Raw genomic sequence first — 16,609 nt, forward strand, 5'->3', positions numbered from 1 at the left:
CCGAGGGACGTCCACGGCTGCCGCGCTAGGCTTCCCGGCAGCGCCGTCCTGAGGAGCCCTGAGGAGATCCGTGCCCGAACTGCCCGAGGTCGAGGTCGTCCGGCGGGGTCTGGAACGGTGGGTCGCCCACCGGACCGTCGCCGACGCCGAGGTGCTGCACCCGCGTGCGGTCCGCCGTCATGTGGCCGGTGCCGACGACTTCACCCATCGCCTCAAGGGGCACCGCATCGGCACGCCCCGACGCCGCGGCAAGTACCTGTGGCTGCCCCTGGAGGACACCGACCAGGCGGTCCTGGCCCACCTCGGCATGAGCGGCCAGCTGCTGGTGCAGCCGCACCAGGCGCCGCCGGAGAAGCACCTGCGCATCCGCGTCCGGTTCGCGGACGACCAGGACACCGAGCTCCGCTTCGTCGACCAGCGCACCTTCGGCGGCCTGTCGCTGCACGACACCACCCTCGACGGGCTGCCCGACGTCATCGCGCACATCGCCCGCGACCCTCTCGACCCGCTCTTCGACGACGACGCCTTCCACCGGGCGCTGCGCCGCAAGCGCACCACCGTCAAGCGGGCCCTGCTGGACCAGTCGCTGATCAGCGGGGTCGGCAACATCTATGCGGACGAGGCGCTCTGGCGTTCCCGCATCCACTACGACCGTCCGACCGCGAGCCTTACCCGCCCGCGCGCCGTGGAGCTGCTCGGGCACGTCCGGGACGTGATGAACGCGGCCCTCTCCGTCGGCGGCACGAGCTTCGACAGCCTGTACGTCAACGTCAACGGCGAGTCGGGCTACTTCGACCGCTCGCTCGACGCCTACGGCCGCGAGGGCCTGCCGTGCCGGCGGTGCGGCACGCCGATGCTCCGCAGGCCCTGGATGAACCGGTCCAGCTACTTCTGCCCGCGCTGTCAGCGGCCGCCACGCGTCACGTCGTAGCGTTCCCGGGCGGCGAGGACGTCGTCCATGCTGCCCTCGACGAAGTGGATGAGGGCGAGCAGGCGCTCGGCGACGCCGCGGCCCAGCGGGGTGAGCTCGTAGTCCACGCGCGGCGGGTTGGTCGGCTGTGCCTCCCGGTGCACCAGACCGTCGCGCTCCAGCGCGTGCAGTGTCTGGGAGAGCATCTTCTCGCTCACACCGTCGACGCGGCGGCGCAGCTCGTTGAACCGCAGTGACCCCTCGTGCAGCGCCCCGAGCGTGAGTGAGCCCCACCTGCCGGTCACGTGTTCCAGGGTGCCGCGCGAGGGGCAGGCCTTGGCGAACACGTTGTACGGGAGGTCCTGCTCCGACGTGTGCTCCTGCGTGGTGGTCATGCCGCCAGCGTACTGGACGGCAGCGCTGTCCAACAGATTGCACTAACCAAGGGTTAGTGCTCCGGTGCTGCCCCGGATCACCCGCGGTGTCCCGCCCGGTCCGGGCACGAGACTCGTTCCTCCGCGTGGGCCTGACCAGGGAGGACGCCTGCCCCGACGTACTGCTCGCCCACGCGGGGGCCGAGGGCCCGTCGCCGCGCGTGGGTGAGTGGGAGGCCCCGCGCGGCAGCCGGTGCCGCTCCAGGCTCGGCCCCACAGGGACGGAGCACTCCGCGCATGGTTCACCCCAGCGTGGCCGCACTGATGAGGATCCTGCCGCCGCCTCCGGTCGACTCCGGGGGCAGATACCAGGTCCAGGTCCCGGCGCCGCTCGCGGACTCCGGAGGCGACCGCTTCGACGGGGAGGACCTCGCGGCACGCACCGGTTGGCGCTATCCCTCCGACTACCGGTGCTTCCTGGAGACCTACGGTGCGGGCGGCGAGATATCCGGGACCATAGGCATCGACTCACCCCCGCCCGCAGGCGTGGAACACCGCGTCGACCGCCGCGACGTCTACCTTTGATCAGCCAGCTCCGGCCGAGGCGACGGCCGACCGCACCGGCTGGTGCCCGGCCCTGCCCGGCGTCGCCGATGCCGGAGGCTGATGTCAGTGGCTGATGAAGCGAAGGAGCGGGCCTCTCACCTGCGGCCGTTCCCTCCAACACCGCTGTGGCCCGCTCGGCTGCCGCCGGCTCGTCGGCCTCGACCGTCGTCGAGCGCCTTGGGGCGGACCGGGGGGCGGCCCCGGAAGGGGGCTGGAGCGGAACGGGCGGGGACCACGGGGTCCCGTCAGTGATCGTCTCTTGGTCGTACAGTCGTTGATACGCGGCGACTGTGTCACCGAATTGCCTGCCGCCCAGTTCCTGCAGGCGGCCGTCGCGACGGTCCACGACGACGGGTCCGGTCCCGACCCACATGTCCCGTGGGTTTCCCGTCCGGGCGTACGTCGAGCTCTGATAGTGGAACTCCCACCCGAACCGGTGCTCCCGCACGCTGATGAACACAGCGGTGACGCCGGGGTCCGGGGGGTAGGGCGTAGCTCGGGCAAGAAACGCGTCAAAGATCTCTCGGGCGTGCTCGGCTGTGATCACAACGCGAGCCTATGCAGGAGGGGAGATGTGACCTGCGGTTATCTCAGTAGCCGAAGTCCTGCGTCCACCACGGGCCGCCGGAGCCGTAGTGCACGCCGACCCCCAGCGTCTTGAAGTCGCAGTTGAGGATGTTGGCCCGGTGGCCCGGGCTGTTCATCCAGGCCTCCATCACGGCCGCCGCGTCGGCCTGGCCGCGGGCTATGTTCTCGCCGCCGAGGTCGGTGATCCCGGCCTTCGCGGCCCGGTCCCAGGGGGTCGCGCCGTCGGGGTCGGTGTGGTCGAAGAAGCCCCGCGCGGCCATGTCCGTGCTGAAGGCCTCCGCCAGCGAGGTCAGGGAGCTGTTCGCGGCCACCGCGCTGCAGCCGACCTTCGCCCGCTCCTCGTTGACGAGCCGCAGCACCTCCGCCTCGACGGCGGCCTCCGGCGACACCGTCACCGGGGCGGTGGTCCGCTGCGCCGTCCTGGTCGGGGTGGGCGTCGGGGTCTGCACCGGCGTCCGGGTCGGCTCGGGCTTCGCGCTCGGTGTGGCCGTCCGCGACGGCGTCGGCTCGGGCTTCTTCGTCTCGGGGGTCTTCGTCGGCGCGGCCGAGGAGGTCGAGGGCGCGGCCGACGGCGACAACGAGCGGCTCGTGTCCCGGCTGGTGGAGCCCGGTGCTTCGGTGCGGCTGTCGGCCGCGCCGGACGTGCCGCCCTGCTCGCTCGGCGAGTTGGTCGGGGAGTCGGCGGCCTGGATCCGGTCGCCGGAGCCGCCGTCGCCGCCGAGGCGGTAGTTGTCCAGGCCGGGCACCACACCCGAGGCGACCGCCACCGTGCCGAGGGCGACGGCGGCCGACACGCCGAGCAGTCCGGTGCGGACCGGCGGCACCGTCTTCTTCCGGCGCCGGTGCGAGGCCGCACGCCGGGAACCGCCGTCGGGTGTGAACCCGGGAGAGGCGAAGATCGCGGTGGCGTCCTCGGTGCCGAAGAGGTACTCCTGGCTCTTGGCGTGGGCCTCGGCGTACGCCTCGGGGTTCAGATAGGGCGCGATCCCCAGCGGTGCGTCCACGCCACCGTACGAGTCCCCCGGGATGCGGCTGTCCGGGTAGGAGCCGTCCGTGTACGTGTCCCCCGTGGCGCGGCCCGTGGCGGCGCGGCCGGCGGCAGAGCGTCGGTGGCGTCCCATGTCCTGGCCTTCCTCGTCCCTTGCGGTCGACCCGGGCCCGCCCCGGGTCTGTGCGATGCGCTGGTCCGTCCGAGCACGTCCCCCCGGCCCGGCAGCCGACCAATCTCACTCGATCGAGTGAGTTTCATATGAGATGCATTGGGTCGGGACGGTACCGCATGGCGCCGGGGGAGCGAGTGCTCCGAGTGACTTTGGCCGGTTAGGTTGCAGCTATGAGCGAGGAAGTGCGACTGGTCGCCTGGGTGCGCGGAAGCGTCCAAGGTGTGGGTTTCCGCTGGTTCACACGAGCGAAGGCATTGGAGATCGGCGGCCTGAGTGGCTTTGCTCTCAATTTGGACGACGGACGGGTCCAGGTGGTCGCCGAGGGCCCTCGCGCGGGTTGCCGAAGCCTCCTCGACTGGTTGGAGGGCAGCGACACGCCCGGACGCGTGGATGGTGTGACCGAGATCTGGGACACACCGAGGGGCGGCTACGACGGCTTCGCGATCCGCTGATCCCGCGGACCGCGGGGCGCCGGGAGAAATGACCAGGTCGTTGCCGAGAATGGCTTGCGGGCCGAAGCCTCCGCACGCAAGGATGATCGCAACGCCCCCAGGGCCCCGCAGAAGCCCGCAGCACCGCTGTTCTTCCGCCGTCTGCACCGGGTCGCCCGCCGATACGGGGCGTGATCGTGTTGACCGTCAAACTTTTTGGTGAGACGCTGAAAGCCCCGCGCACCTTAGCTGTTTGGCATGGCTGAACGGCAGTACAACTCCAGGCCTGCCAAGCAACCGCGGGTGCGAATCCCTCACGACCCACACCGCTTCGGTCGGTCACTCAGTGTGGAGGACCATCCATCATGGCAAAGGCGCTTCTCGGTTACGTCGGCGGCTCCGACCCTCGACTCCTCGCCGAGATGCGACGGCTCCAGCAGCGTGTCCAGGACCTCGAATCCGAGCTCGTACGGATTCAGGCGGAGAACGAGGCGCTGCATGCTGCCGCTTCTCACGACAGGATCATGGAGAGCATCGACGCGAACCAGGCGGAGCCTGCGCTCACCTGATCACTGCATCGCTCCACGACAGCACACAGGCAGTGGTCGGGCAGCCCGTACGACCGCTCAGTAGTCAGATGTGCAAGGGACGCCTCGGCGTCCCTTCTTTCTTTCCCCCGCGCATCCTTTCACCTTCTTCAACGTGTGGTCTGCCCTGCACGTTCAACGGCGAAACCGCCGGTTCATGGAGTGGGACGGGTCCGGAAGGTAGAGTCCGGCGGCGTGCACCTCAAGGCCCTGACCCTCCGCGGGTTCAAATCGTTCGCCTCTGCGACCACGCTGCGCTTCGAGCCGGGCATCACGTGCGTCGTCGGGCCGAACGGTTCGGGCAAGTCCAACGTCGTGGACGCCCTCAGCTGGGTCATGGGCGAGCAGGGCGCCAAGTCGCTGCGCGGCGGCAAGATGGAGGACGTCATCTTCGCCGGCACCACCGGGCGGCCCCCGCTGGGCCGGGCCGAGGTGTCGCTGACCATCGACAACTCCGACGGTGCCCTGCCCATCGAGTACGCCGAGGTCACCATCACGCGGATCATGTTCCGCAACGGCGGCAGCGAGTACCAGATCAACGGCGACACCTGCCGTCTGCTGGACATCCAGGAACTCCTCTCCGACTCCGGCATCGGGCGCGAGATGCACGTCATCGTCGGCCAGGGCCAGCTCGACTCCGTCCTGCACGCCGACCCCATGGGCCGACGCGCCTTCATCGAAGAGGCCGCCGGCGTCCTCAAGCACCGCAAGCGCAAGGAGAAGGCCCTGCGCAAGCTGGATGCGATGCAGGCCAATCTCGCGCGCGTGCAGGACCTGACCGACGAACTGCGGCGCCAGCTCAAACCGCTCGGCCGGCAGGCCGCTGTCGCCCGCCGGGCCGCCGTCATCCAGGCCGACCTGCGTGACGCACGGCTGCGCCTGCTCGCCGACGACCTCGTGGGGCTCCGGGAGGCCCTGCGGGCCGAGGTCGCCGACGAGGCCGCGCTCAAGGCTCGCAAGGAGGCCGCAGAGGAGGAGCTGAAGAAGGCCCTCCAGCGCGAGGCGCTGCTGGAGGACGAGGTACGCCGGCTCACCCCGCGCCTCCAGCGAGCCCAGCAGACCTGGTACGAGCTCTCCCAGCTCGCCGAGCGGGTGCGCGGCACCATCTCCCTGGCCGACGCCCGGGTCAAGAGCGCGACCTCGGCCCCGCCCGAGGAGCGGCGCGGTCGCGACCCCGAGGACCTCGAACGCGAGGCGGCCCGCGTCCGCGAGCAGGAGGCCGAACTGGAAGCGGCCCTGGAGGCCGCCCGGCACGCCCTGGACGACACCGTCGCCCACCGCGCCGAACTGGAGCGCGAACTCGCCGCGGAGGAGAGGCGCCTGAAGGATGCCGCCCGTGCCGTCGCCGACCGCCGCGAGGGCCTCGCACGGCTCAACGGGCAGGTGAACGCGGCCCGTTCACGTGCCGCCTCGGCGCAGGCCGAGATCGACCGGCTCGCCGAGGCCCGCGACGCGGCTCAGGAGCGGGCCGCCTCCGCGCAGGAGGAGTACGAGGCCCTCAAGGCGGAGGTCGACGGCCTCGACGCCGGCGACGCCGACCTCGCCGGGCAGCACGAGGCCGCGGGGCACCGGCTCGCCGAGGCCGAGGCCGCGCTGACCGTCGCCCGCGAGGCCTCCACCGCCGCCGAACGTCGGCGCGCCGCCACGCAGGCCCGCCACGAGACCCTCGCGCTCGGCCTGCGCCGCAAGGACGGCACGGGCGCGCTGCTGGACGCCCGGGACAGCCTCACCGGCCTGCTCGGCCCCGCCGCGGAGCTGCTCACCGTGGCCGCCGGCCACGAGGTGGCCCTGGCCGCCGCGTTCGGCGCCGCCGCGGACGCCCTCGCCGTGACCACCCCGTCCGCCGCCGCCGACGCCATCCGCCTGCTGCGCAAGCAGGACGCCGGCCGGGCGGCGCTGCTCGTCGGAGGTGCCCTCGACGACGTGCCCGAGCCCGCCCGGCCCGAGGCGCAGCCCTTGGCGGCCGACCTCGTGAACGGACCCGACGACCTCCTGCCCGCCGTGCGGCGGCTGCTGCGCGGGATCGCCGTCGTCGGCACCCTGGAGGATGCCGAGGACCTGGTCCGGGCGCGGCCCGACCTCACCGCGGTCACCGCAGAGGGGGACGTGCTCGGCCCGCACTTCGCGCACGGCGGCTCCGCGGGGGCGCCCAGCCTCCTGGAGGTGCAGGCCTCCGTCGACGAGGCCGCCGCCGAGCTGGAGGAGCTCGGTGTGCAGTGCGAGGCGCTGACCGCGGCGCAGCACGCGGCGGCGGAGCGGCGCGGAGAGTGCGCGGCGCTGGTCGGGGAGCTGGGGGAGCGCCGCCGGGCCGCCGACCGGGAGAAGTCGGCCGTCGCCCAGCAGCTCGGCCGGCTGGCCGGACAGGCCCGGGCGGCCGCGGGCGAGGCCGAGCGGTCCAGTGCCGCCGCCGCACGAGCCCAGGAAGCGCTGGACCGGGCGCGCGAGGAGGCCGAGGAGCTCGCCGAGCGGCTGGCGGTCGCCGAGGAGATGCCGGTCGACGAGGAACCCGACACCGCCGTGCGCGACCGGCTCGCCGCCGACGGCGCCAACGCCCGGCAGACCGAGATGGAGGCCCGCCTCCAGGTCCGTACGCACGAGGAGCGCGTCAAGGGGCTGGCCGGACGGGCCGACTCCCTGGACCGCGCCGCCCGCGCGGAACGCGAGGCCCGCGCGCGTTCCGAGCAGCGCCGGGCGCGCCTGCGTCACGAGGCTGACGTCGCTGGGGCCGTTGCCTTCGGTGCCCGCCTGCTGCTGGCGCACGTCGAGGTCTCGCTCGCGCGCGCCGAGCAGGAACGTACCGCCGCCGAGGTCGCCAAGGCCCGGCGCGAGGAGGAGCTGGCCGCCGCCCGGGCGGCGGGGCGCGACCTCAAGGCGGAGCTCGACAAGCTGACGGACTCCGTGCACCGGGGCGAGGTGCTCGGGGCCGAGAAGCGGTTGCGGATCGAGCAGCTGGAGACCAGGGCGCTGGAGGAACTCGGCGTGGAGCCGGCGGGTCTGGTGTCCGAGTACGGCCCCCACCAGCCCGTGCCGCCTTCACCGCCCGCGGAGGGCGAGGAACTGCCCGAGGACCCCGCACATCCGCGCAACCGGCCCCGTCCCTTCGTGCGGGCCGAGCAGGAGAAGCGGCTCAGGGCGGCCGAGCGGGCGTACCAGCAGCTGGGGAAGGTCAACCCGCTCGCTCTGGAGGAGTTCGCGGCGCTGGAGGAGCGCCACCAGTTCCTCAGCGAGCAGCTGGAGGACCTGAAGAAGACCCGCGCCGACCTGCTGCGGGTGGTGAAAGAGGTCGACGAGCGCGTCGAGCAGGTCTTCACGGAGGCCTACCGGGACACCGCCCGCGAGTTCGAGGGCGTCTTCGGCCGCCTCTTCCCCGGTGGCGAGGGGCGGCTCGTGCTCACCGACCCCGACAACATGCTCACCACGGGCGTGGACGTCGAGGCGCGTCCGCCGGGCAAGAAGGTGAAGCGGCTGAGCCTGCTCTCCGGCGGGGAGCGGTCGCTGACGGCCGTGGCGCTGCTCGTGTCGATCTTCAAGGCACGGCCGAGCCCGTTCTACGTCATGGACGAGGTGGAAGCCGCCCTCGACGACACCAACCTGCAGCGGCTGATCCGCATCATGCAGGAGCTGCAGGAGGCCTCGCAGCTGATCGTGATCACGCATCAGAAGCGCACCATGGAGGTGGCCGACGCCCTCTATGGCGTGTCCATGCAGGGCGATGGTGTGTCGAAGGTCATCTCGCAGCGGCTGCGCTGAATCGGGTGTCACCTACACCTGTTCTCCCCTGCACTTCCCTTTGACTTCATTTCCTGAACGAAGTCACCCTCCGGGCTGTTGCTCTGATGCGGGAAGGCTGGAAAGAGGCCCCGCTTTTGACTTCGAAACTTGAAGGCATAGTCTCTGCGGCGTTGCACTTACCTTCAGGTGTGAGCGGCGTGCGTGTGTGCGCCACTGCCACCTGACAGGGCAGACCCCCACCCGGCAGCGTTGCCGGTGGCCCGAGGAGTACACGTGACCAGTACGACGCAGGCGCACAAGCCAGGAGCCGGGACGGCTCACCCCGAACATCTCGGGCACGTCATCTTCATCGCCGCGGCAGCCGCGATGGGCGGTTTCCTCTTCGGCTACGACAGCTCCGTGATCAACGGCGCCGTCGAGGCCATCCGCGACCGCTACGACATCGGGTCCGCGGCGCTCGCCCAGGTCATCGCGATCGCCCTGATCGGCTGTGCCGTCGGCGCCGCCACCGCCGGCCGCATAGCCGACCGGATCGGCCGCATCCGCTGCATGCAGATCGCTGCCGTCCTGTTCACCGTCAGCGCCGTCGGCTCGGCCCTGCCCTTCGCGCTGTGGGACCTCGCCCTCTGGCGCGTCGTCGGCGGCTTCGCCATCGGCATGGCCTCCGTCATCGGCCCGGCCTACATCGCCGAGGTCGCCCCGCCCGCCTACCGCGGGCGCCTCGGCTCCTTCCAGCAGGCCGCGATCGTCGTCGGCATCGCCATCTCGCAGCTGGTCAACTGGGGTCTGCTGAACGCCGCCGGCGGCGACCAGCGCGGTGAGCTGATGGGCCTGGAGGCCTGGCAGGTCATGCTGGGCGTCATGGTGATCCCGGCCGTCCTGTACGGCATGCTCTCCTTCGCCATCCCCGAGTCCCCGCGCTTCCTCATCTCCGTCGGCAAGCGCGACCGCGCCCGCGAGATCCTCGAAGAGGTCGAGGGCGGGAACGTCGACCTCGGCGCCCGTGTCGCCGAGATCGAGCACGCGATGAAGAGCGAGCGGAAGTCCACCTTCAAGGACCTGCTGGGCGGCTCCTTCTTCTTCAAGCCGATCGTCTGGGTCGGTATCGGCCTGTCGGTCTTCCAGCAGTTCGTCGGCATCAACGTCGCGTTCTACTACTCCTCGACACTGTGGCAGTCGGTGGGCGTCGACCCCGCGGACTCGTTCTTCTACTCCTTCACCACGTCGATCATCAACATCGTCGGCACGGTCATCGCGATGATCTTCGTGGACCGCATCGGCCGCCGCCCGCTCGCCGTCATCGGCTCCGTCGGCATGGTGGTCGGCCTGGCACTGGAGGCCTGGGCCTTCTCCTACGACCTGGTCGACGGCAAGCTGCCGGCTGCGCAGGGCTGGACGGCCCTGGTCGCCGCCCACATCTTCGTCCTCTTCTTCGCCCTGTCCTGGGGTGTGGTCGTCTGGGTCATGCTCGGCGAGATGTTCCCGAACAAGATCCGCGCCGCAGCCCTGGGCGTGGCGGCCGCCGCGCAGTGGATCGCCAACTGGGCGATCACCGCGAGCTTCCCGTCGCTGGCCGACCGGAACCTCTCCACGACATACGTGATCTACACCTTCTTCGCCGCGCTCTCCGTTCCGTTCGTCCTGAAGTTCGTCAGGGAGACGAAGGGCAAGGCCCTGGAGGAGATGGGCTGAGCCGACGGGCGAAGCCACCGCAGACTCGAGGAACGGGCCCATGTCCCCGCTGCCCGCTCCTCGACCCCCGTGAGGCGTACCGCCCCGGCCCGGAGAACCGTCCGCGCCGGGGCGGTACGCGTTCCCGGGGCGACGGCTGCGCCTGCGCGTGCCGACGAGGCCGACAGCGGCGCGCTTCGCCGGGTTCGTCCGCTCCGGTGTCGTTCGTCTGCCGGCGGACGGTGCATGACGGGGTCGACCGACCCCCATGACTGATACTGGACGCGTTATGGAAACCGTCATCCTTGCTGTAGTCATCGCCGTGGTCGTGCTCGGCGCGATCGGCGGGCTCGTCATCGGCAGTCGGCGGAGGAAGCCGCTGCCCCCGCCGCCGCCCGCAGCGCCCGACATCACCGCCCCTCCGGCCGAGCCGCACGTCGGCGAAGAGGCCGAGACGCCGCGGGAGGAACCGCGGCGCACCATAGAGGAGGTGGATCTTCCGGAGGGCTCGGCCCCCACAGCGGTCGAGGAGCCCCCCGCCGAACCGCTCGCCGTGACTCCGGAGATCGAGATCCCGGAGCCCACCGCAGGCCGCATGGTCCGCCTGCGCGCCCGCCTCGCCCGCTCCCAGAACGCCCTCGGCAAGGGGCTGCTCGGCCTGCTGTCGCGCGAGCACCTCGACGAGGAGACCTGGGAGGAGGTCGAGGACACGCTGCTCACCGCCGACGTCGGCGTGCAGCCCACCCAGGAGCTGGTCGAGCGGCTGCGCGAGCGCGTCAAGGTGCTCGGCACCCGTACCCCCGAGGAACTGCGCGGCCTGCTGCGCGAGGAACTGCTCACCCTGGTCGGCACCGACCAGGACCGCACCCTGAGGACCGAGCCCGAGGCGAGCAAGCCCGGCATCGTGATGGTCGTCGGCGTCAACGGCACCGGCAAGACCACCACCACCGGCAAGCTGGCCCGCGTCCTGGTCGCCGACGGCCGCAGCGTCGTCCTCGGCGCAGCGGACACCTTCCGCGCCGCCGCCGCCGATCAGCTGCAGACCTGGGGCGAGCGGGTGGGCGCCCACACCGTGCGCGGACCGGAGGCCGGCGACCCGGCCTCCGTCGCCTTCGACGCGGTCAAGGAGGGCAAGGAGATGGGCGCCGACGTGGTGCTCATCGACACCGCCGGCCGTCTGCACACCAAGACCGGGCTCATGGACGAACTGGGCAAGGTCAAGCGGGTCGTGGAGAAGCAGGCCCCGCTCGACGAGGTGCTCCTCGTCCTCGACGCCACCACCGGGCAGAACGGCCTCGTCCAGGCCCGGGTGTTCGCCGAGGTCGTGGACATCACCGGCATCGCGCTCACCAAGCTCGACGGCACCGCCAAGGGCGGCATCGTCGTCGCCGTCCAGCGCGAGCTGGGCGTGCCGGTCAAGCTCGTCGGACTCGGAGAGGGCCCGGACGACCTGGCGCCGTTCGAGCCGGAGGCGTTCGTGGACGCGCTGATCGGCGACTGAGCACTCCGCCTCCGGGAACCGGAGGCGTCTGCCGCATGCGAGAAGCGCCCGCCCCGCGGTGCAGGCCGGGGGACGGGCGCTTCGCCGTTCCGTGACGGGGGGCGTGGCCGCCGCTTCGACGGGACGGGCCGGGGCCCGGCTCGGCGGACGGAATCACACGAGGGCGGAAGGGGGCGGCCCGGGGGATCGGGCTGCCGGCCGTCGCCGCGCGAACGGCCCGCCGAGAAGCCCGCGGTGCGCCGCGCGGCGGAGAGCCGTCCCCGGACCGGGCGGACCGAAGGAGTACGCCCCCGCGGCACCGGGAACGCTCAGCCGGGAGCCGGGAGCCGGGAGCCGGGAGCCGGGAGCCGGGAGCCGGGAGCCGGGAGCCGGGAGCCGGGAGCCGGGAGCCGGGAGCCGGGAGGGGAATCCGCGCCGGGCGCGGTGAGCCGGTGTGCCGCGCCCTTCGTGGTGCGGTGCCCGCGTGCGGTGCCGTGGTCCGCGCCCTTGTGGCGCTAGGCCCGCGACCGGTGGGCGACGTAGGCCAGTGTGCCCAGCAGCAGTCTGGCCGCCGGCGGCTTCGTCGCAGAGTCCAGGGCCGGCGGGCGCAGCCATCGCACCGGGCCCCGGCCGCCGCGGTCGGACGGCGGTGCCGTCAGGTGCGTGCCGTGGCCGAGGCCGCGCAGGTCGAGCGCAGGGTCGTCCCAGCCCATCCGGTACAGCAGCCGCGGCAGGTCGGCCGCGCCGCCCGGCGCGACGAAGAAGTGGGCGCGGCCCTGAGGGGTCGCGGCGACCGGGCCGACCGGCAACCCCATGCGCTCCAGCCGGGCCAGCGCCCGCCGGCCCGCCGGCTCGGCCACCTCGATCACGTCGAACGTGCGCCCTACGGGCAGCATCACCGCGGCACCAGGCACCTCGGCCCAGGCCTCGGTCACCTCGTCCAGCGTGGCGCCGGCGTGGATCTCCGGCGCGAAGTCCAGCGGATGCGCGCCCGGTGCCGGACAGTCCGCGCGGCCGCAGGAGCACGCCCCCGAGGCGGCCCGGGCGCCGGGGACCACGTCCCAGCCCCACAGGCCCGTGAACTCGGCGACGGCGAGGCACTCGGACGAGCGACCACGGCGACGTGAGACGGACCGGATGTCGCGGATGCCCCGAGTGCTGCCGATCGTGAATCCCATACCCCCTCCAACGGGTCCGACGCACCGGTGGTTACGAGACGCGCCCGGATCGTGACTGCGTGTGACCGCCTTGGTCTCGGTCGGCGGCGCGTCGCAGTGCACGTGGTGGTGCGCTCGGCGGTGCGCGCCCCTCTGTGCACCGTTCCGCTCGCTCTCGGTTGTCGTATGTCAAGTGAATCGTGTGCGGGCGACAGGGAGTTCATTCGAAGGGGTGGCGAATGGTGGCGTTTCCAGGTTCCTCGTGGCTGGACGGGTGATCGTAGGACTACTTTGAGTGCACGAGACCCCGGGGCACATGCGTCTGCGGGTATGCCGGAGGCAAGTCGGGTTTCCGTTCGGAGGCTGAGAAGGTGCGGACGGGCGCCGGGTGTAGCGGCATTCTGATAGGGGTTGGCGCACTCGGCGACACAGAGGTCTTGACGGATGGGGGCGTTCCAGTGAGCGGCAACGGCGGTGGCGGGACGAACGCGGACAAGCGCCCCAACGAGCTGCTGGGTTCGTGGTTCGTGCGCAGCGGCTGGTCGAAGGGCGAGCTCGCCCGCCAGGTCAACCGCAGGGCCCGGCAGCTCGGCGCCAACCACATCTCCACCGACACCTCGCGCGTGCGCCGCTGGCTGGACGGTGAGAACCCCCGCGAGCCCATCCCGCGCATCCTGTCCGAGCTCTTCTCCGAGCGGTTCGGCTGTGTCGTCTCCGTCGAGGACCTGGGCCTGCGCACCGCACGTCAGTCGCCCTCCGCGACCGGCGTCGACCTTCCCTGGACGGGCCCGCAGACCGTGGCGCTGCTCAGCGAGTTCTCGCGCAGCGACCTGATGCTGGCACGGCGCGGCTTCCTCGGGAGCTCGCTGGCCCTGTCCGCGGGCCCGGCCCTCATCGAGCCCCTCCAGCGCTGGCTCGTGCCCGCGCCCCCCTCGCCCGTGCAGGCTCCCGAGCCCGGCTCCCTGCGTACGCGCGGACGGCTGTCCCGGCCCGAGCTGGACCTGCTGGAGTCCACCACCGCGATGTTCCGGCAGTGGGACGCCCAGTGCGGAGGCGGCCTGCGACGCAAGGCCGTCGTCGGCCAGCTGCACGAGGTGACCGACCTCCTGCAGGAGTCCCAGCCCGAGGCCACCGCCAGGAGGCTGTTCAAGGTCGCCGCCGAGCTGGCCGAACTGGCCGGATGGATGTCCTACGACGTCGGCCTCCAGCCCACCGCCCAGAAGTACTTCGTGCTCGCCCTGCACGCCGCCAAGGAGGCCGGCGACAGGCCGCTGGGCTCCTACGTCCTGTCCAGCATGAGCCGCCAGATGATCCACCTCGGGCGGCCCGAGGACGCCCTGGAGCTCATCCACCTCGCCCAGTACGGCAGCCGCGACTGCGCGAGCCCGCGCACCCAGTCCATGCTGTATGCGATGGAGGCCCGCGCCTACGCCAACATGGGCCAGCCGGGCAGGTGCAAGCGGGCCGTGCGGATGGCCGAGGACACCTTCAGCGACGCCCACGAGTGGGACGAGCCCGACCCCGACTGGATCCGCTTCTTCTCCGAGGCCGAGCTGCACGGCGAGAACAGCCACTCCTTCCGCGACCTCGCCTACGTCGCCGGCCGCAGCCCCGCCTACGCCTCCCTCGCCGAGCCGCTGATGCAGCGGGCGGTGGACCTGTTCGCCAAGGACGGCGAACACCAGCGGTCGTACGCGCTCAACCTCATCGGCATGGCCACCGTGCACCTGCTCCAGCGCGAGCCGGAGCAGAGCACCGTCTTCGCGCAGCACGCCATGAAGGTCGCCAAGAAGGTCCGTTCCGAGCGCGTCAACACTCGTATCCGAAAGACGGTCGACACCGCCGCCCGCGACTTCGGCGACCTCGCCCAGGTCGTCGACCTCACCGACCGTCTCTCCGTCGAGCTGCCCGAGACCGCGGAGGCGGTCTGAGCACAGGCGGACCCCCGACCCCGGCCGCGGCCGGCCCTCCCGAACTGCCCGACTCGGCTCCCCCGTGCCAGGTCATCGGAAGGCCGTCCGCGGCCGGTTCTGTTTCCCCCGCCGAAGGTTGCGCCACGATAACGATCGACGCAGCCCATATCTGCCAGTTCATCGACGCGTAACACGCGCGGTGCCTTCGTCACGGCCGCGAAACAACGCGGGGCTTCCACCGAAACCGCGCTGCGCCAATCTCATGGCGCATAACCGGCCCACCCCTCACGCCGCTCAGGCTTCCCCCGCACGGGGCCGTACCTACGACGAGGAGATACCGGCATTGAACGGCACAGATACCGGATTCGTATTGATCAGTGCAGCGCTCGTCATGGTGATGACGCCTGGGCTGGCCCTGTTCTACGGCGGCATGGTCCGCTCCAAGAGCGTCCTCAACATGCTGATGATGTCCTTCATCTCGCTGGGCGTCGTCAGTGTCCTGTGGGTGCTCTACGGCCACTCCCTCGCCTTCAGCGGTGACTCCGGTGGCTTCATCGGCAACCTCGACATGATCGGGCTGAAGGGCGTCAGCGCCGACAGCGTGGTGGACAGCTTCGTCACCGACGCAGGCGGCAAGGCGCACCAGATCTCGACCTTCGCCTTCTCGCTCTTCCAGATGCTGTTCGCGGTGATCACCGCGGCGCTGATAAGCGGTGGTCTGGCCGACCGGGTGAAGTTCGGCTCCTGGATGGTCTTCATCGGGCTGTGGGTCACCGTCGTGTACTTCCCCGTCGCCCACTGGGTCTGGGGCGGCGGCTGGCTCGCCCAGCTCGACCCGGCGGTGATCGACTTCGCCGGTGGTACCGCGGTCCACATCAACGCGGGTGTCGCCGGACTCGCCGCGGTCCTCGTCGTCGGCAAGCGCGTCGGCTTCAAGAAGGACCCGATGCGCCCGCACAACCTGCCGCTGGTCCTGCTCGGCACCGCCCTGCTGTGGTTCGGCTGGTTCGGCTTCAACGCCGGCTCCGAGCTCGGCGTCGACGGCACCACCGCCAACATGGCCATCAACACCCAGGTCGCCACGGCCGCCGCCATGCTGGGCTGGCTCGCCTACGAGCGCATCCGCCACGGCGCCTTCACCACCCTGGGCGCCTGCTCCGGCGCCGTCGCGGGCCTGGTCGCCATCACCCCGTCCGGCGGCAACGTCAACGTCTTCGGCGCGCTGCTCATCGGTGTCGTCGCCGGTGTCGTGTGCTCCTGGGCCGTCAGCCTCAAGTACAAGCTCGGTTACGACGACTCGCTGGACGTCGTCGGCGTCCACCTCGTCGGCGGTGTCCTCGGCACCCTGATGGTCGGCTTCCTGGCCATCGACGGGGCCGGCGGCTGGAAGCAGTTCGTCTCCCAGGCCATCGGCGCCTTCTCCGTCATGGGCTACACCTTCGTGGTCACCTTCATCCTCGCCTTCGTCATCCAGAAGACGATCGGCTTCCGGGCCGCCGAGGACGACGAGGTCACCGGCCTCGACCAGACGGCGCACGCCGAGACTGCATACGACTTCAGCGGCACCGCCGGCTCGCACCTGAGCGCCGCCGCGCCCGCCCCGGCCGGCACCGCCGCCACGAGCAAGAAGGTGGACGCATGAAGCTCATCACCGCCGTCGTCAAGCCCCACCGGCTCGACGAGATCAAGGAAGCCCTCCAGGCCTTCGGAGTCCACGGTCTGACGGTCACCGAGGCCAGCGGTTACGGTCGGCAGAGGGGCCACACCGAGGTCTACCGGGGCGCCGAGTACACCGTCGACCTGGTTCCCAAGATCCGCATCGAGGTGCTGGCCGAGGACGACGACGCCGAGCAGCTGATCGACGTCATCGTCAAGGCGGCCCGTACCGGCAAGATCGGTGACGGCAAGGTCTGGTCCCTCCCGGTCGAGACGGCCGTACGGGTCCGGACCGGCGAGCGCGGCCCGGACGCGCTCTGACACGCATCAAGAACAGGAGT

13 protein-coding genes and 1 pseudogene are annotated in these 16,609 nt (G+C 71.4%); 10 read left to right on the top strand and 4 right to left on the bottom strand.

The features are described from left to right. Nucleotides 1–70: 70 nt before the first annotated feature. Nucleotides 71–931 (top strand): bifunctional DNA-formamidopyrimidine glycosylase/DNA-(apurinic or apyrimidinic site) lyase, encoded by an 861-nt coding sequence (gene mutM, locus JS756_RS19365; protein WP_205384378.1) that lies wholly within the window; start codon nucleotides 71–73, stop codon nucleotides 929–931. On the opposite strand, the gene JS756_RS19370 is transcribed toward mutM, so the two are convergent. Continuing rightward, entirely contained in the window at nucleotides 904–1,305 is a 402-nt protein-coding gene (locus JS756_RS19370; protein ID WP_205384379.1) for a winged helix-turn-helix transcriptional regulator, read from the bottom strand. The genes mutM and JS756_RS19370 overlap by 28 nt on opposite strands. Nucleotides 1,306–1,581: 276 nt before the next feature. Between JS756_RS19370 and JS756_RS19375 the strand changes: the two genes are divergently transcribed. Next, complete coding sequence (locus JS756_RS19375) at nucleotides 1,582–1,869, top strand: hypothetical protein (protein WP_205384380.1); 288 nt, start codon at nucleotides 1,582–1,584, stop codon at nucleotides 1,867–1,869. A 355-nt stretch (nucleotides 1,870–2,224) separates the two neighbouring features. Here the strand turns inward: JS756_RS19375 and JS756_RS38075 are convergent. Both JS756_RS38075 and JS756_RS19385 read right to left on the bottom strand, forming a co-directional pair. Continuing rightward, nucleotides 2,225–2,437: pseudogene (locus JS756_RS38075) on the bottom strand (YrhB domain-containing protein); the annotation flags it as partial. Between the two features lie 43 nt (nucleotides 2,438–2,480). Continuing rightward, nucleotides 2,481–3,599 (bottom strand): CAP domain-containing protein, encoded by a 1,119-nt coding sequence (locus JS756_RS19385; RefSeq protein WP_205384381.1) that lies wholly within the window; start codon nucleotides 3,597–3,599, stop codon nucleotides 2,481–2,483. A gap of 212 nt (nucleotides 3,600–3,811) precedes the next feature. On the opposite strand from JS756_RS19385, the gene JS756_RS19390 reads away from it, so the two are divergent. From JS756_RS19390 to ftsY, 5 genes are all read left to right on the top strand, one after another. Further along, a complete protein-coding gene (locus tag JS756_RS19390) occupies nucleotides 3,812–4,093 on the top strand; it encodes an acylphosphatase (protein ID WP_205384382.1) in 282 nt (93 codons plus the stop codon). A 344-nt stretch (nucleotides 4,094–4,437) separates the two neighbouring features. Next, nucleotides 4,438–4,641 (top strand): hypothetical protein, encoded by a 204-nt coding sequence (locus JS756_RS19395; protein ID WP_205384383.1) that lies wholly within the window; start codon nucleotides 4,438–4,440, stop codon nucleotides 4,639–4,641. Between the two features lie 213 nt (nucleotides 4,642–4,854). Next, nucleotides 4,855–8,409 carry a chromosome segregation protein SMC gene (gene smc / locus JS756_RS19400; protein ID WP_205384384.1) on the top strand — a complete coding sequence of 1,185 codons (3,555 nt, stop codon included), beginning with the start codon at nucleotides 4,855–4,857 and terminating at the stop codon, nucleotides 8,407–8,409. Nucleotides 8,410–8,664: 255 nt separating this feature from the next. After that, the gene (locus JS756_RS19405; protein ID WP_205384385.1) at nucleotides 8,665–10,083 is read left to right on the top strand and encodes a sugar porter family MFS transporter; all 1,419 of its coding nucleotides are present in this window, start codon (nucleotides 8,665–8,667) and stop codon (nucleotides 10,081–10,083) included. A gap of 268 nt (nucleotides 10,084–10,351) precedes the next feature. Beyond that, complete coding sequence (gene ftsY / locus JS756_RS19410) at nucleotides 10,352–11,563, top strand: signal recognition particle-docking protein FtsY (protein ID WP_205384386.1); 1,212 nt, start codon at nucleotides 10,352–10,354, stop codon at nucleotides 11,561–11,563. Between the two features lie 494 nt (nucleotides 11,564–12,057). Here the strand turns inward: ftsY and JS756_RS19415 are convergent, their stop codons facing one another. Further along, nucleotides 12,058–12,720, bottom strand: a complete 663-nt coding sequence (locus tag JS756_RS19415; RefSeq protein ID WP_205384387.1) for a bifunctional DNA primase/polymerase — start codon at nucleotides 12,718–12,720, stop codon at nucleotides 12,058–12,060. Between the two features lie 437 nt (nucleotides 12,721–13,157). Here JS756_RS19415 and nsdA point away from each other — a divergent pair, with 437 nt between their 5' ends. From nsdA to JS756_RS19430, 3 genes are all read left to right on the top strand, one after another. Next, complete coding sequence (nsdA, locus tag JS756_RS19420) at nucleotides 13,158–14,630, top strand: transcriptional repressor NsdA (protein ID WP_205384388.1); 1,473 nt, start codon at nucleotides 13,158–13,160, stop codon at nucleotides 14,628–14,630. 325 nt (nucleotides 14,631–14,955) lie between these two features. Continuing rightward, nucleotides 14,956–16,254, top strand: a complete 1,299-nt coding sequence (locus JS756_RS19425; RefSeq protein WP_205384389.1) for an ammonium transporter — start codon at nucleotides 14,956–14,958, stop codon at nucleotides 16,252–16,254. Beyond that, nucleotides 16,251–16,589: a P-II family nitrogen regulator gene (locus tag JS756_RS19430; RefSeq protein WP_003997576.1), complete on the top strand. Its 339-nt coding sequence runs from the start codon at nucleotides 16,251–16,253 to the stop codon at nucleotides 16,587–16,589. Before JS756_RS19425 ends, JS756_RS19430 begins: the two co-directional genes overlap by 4 nt. Nucleotides 16,590–16,609 lie beyond the last annotated feature (20 nt).

The sequence above is a fragment of the Streptomyces actuosus genome (genome assembly GCF_016921115.1).
Taxonomy (GTDB): Bacteria; Actinomycetota; Actinomycetes; order Streptomycetales; family Streptomycetaceae; genus Streptomyces; species Streptomyces actuosus_A.

Coding starts and splice junctions, on each gene's coding strand:
- JS756_RS19370 (WP_205384379.1), bottom strand. CDS start 1,305: ATGACCACCACGCAGGAGCACACGTCGGAGCAGGACCTCCCGTACAAC.
- JS756_RS19375 (WP_205384380.1), top strand. CDS start 1,582: ATGGTTCACCCCAGCGTGGCCGCACTGATGAGGATCCTGCCGCCGCCT.
- JS756_RS19385 (WP_205384381.1), bottom strand. CDS start 3,599: ATGGGACGCCACCGACGCTCTGCCGCCGGCCGCGCCGCCACGGGCCGC.
- JS756_RS19390 (WP_205384382.1), top strand. CDS start 3,812: ATGAGCGAGGAAGTGCGACTGGTCGCCTGGGTGCGCGGAAGCGTCCAA.
- JS756_RS19395 (WP_205384383.1), top strand. CDS start 4,438: ATGGCAAAGGCGCTTCTCGGTTACGTCGGCGGCTCCGACCCTCGACTC.
- ftsY (WP_205384386.1), top strand. CDS start 10,352: ATGGAAACCGTCATCCTTGCTGTAGTCATCGCCGTGGTCGTGCTCGGC.
- JS756_RS19415 (WP_205384387.1), bottom strand. CDS start 12,720: ATGGGATTCACGATCGGCAGCACTCGGGGCATCCGCGACATCCGGTCC.
- JS756_RS19430 (WP_003997576.1), top strand. CDS start 16,251: ATGAAGCTCATCACCGCCGTCGTCAAGCCCCACCGGCTCGACGAGATC.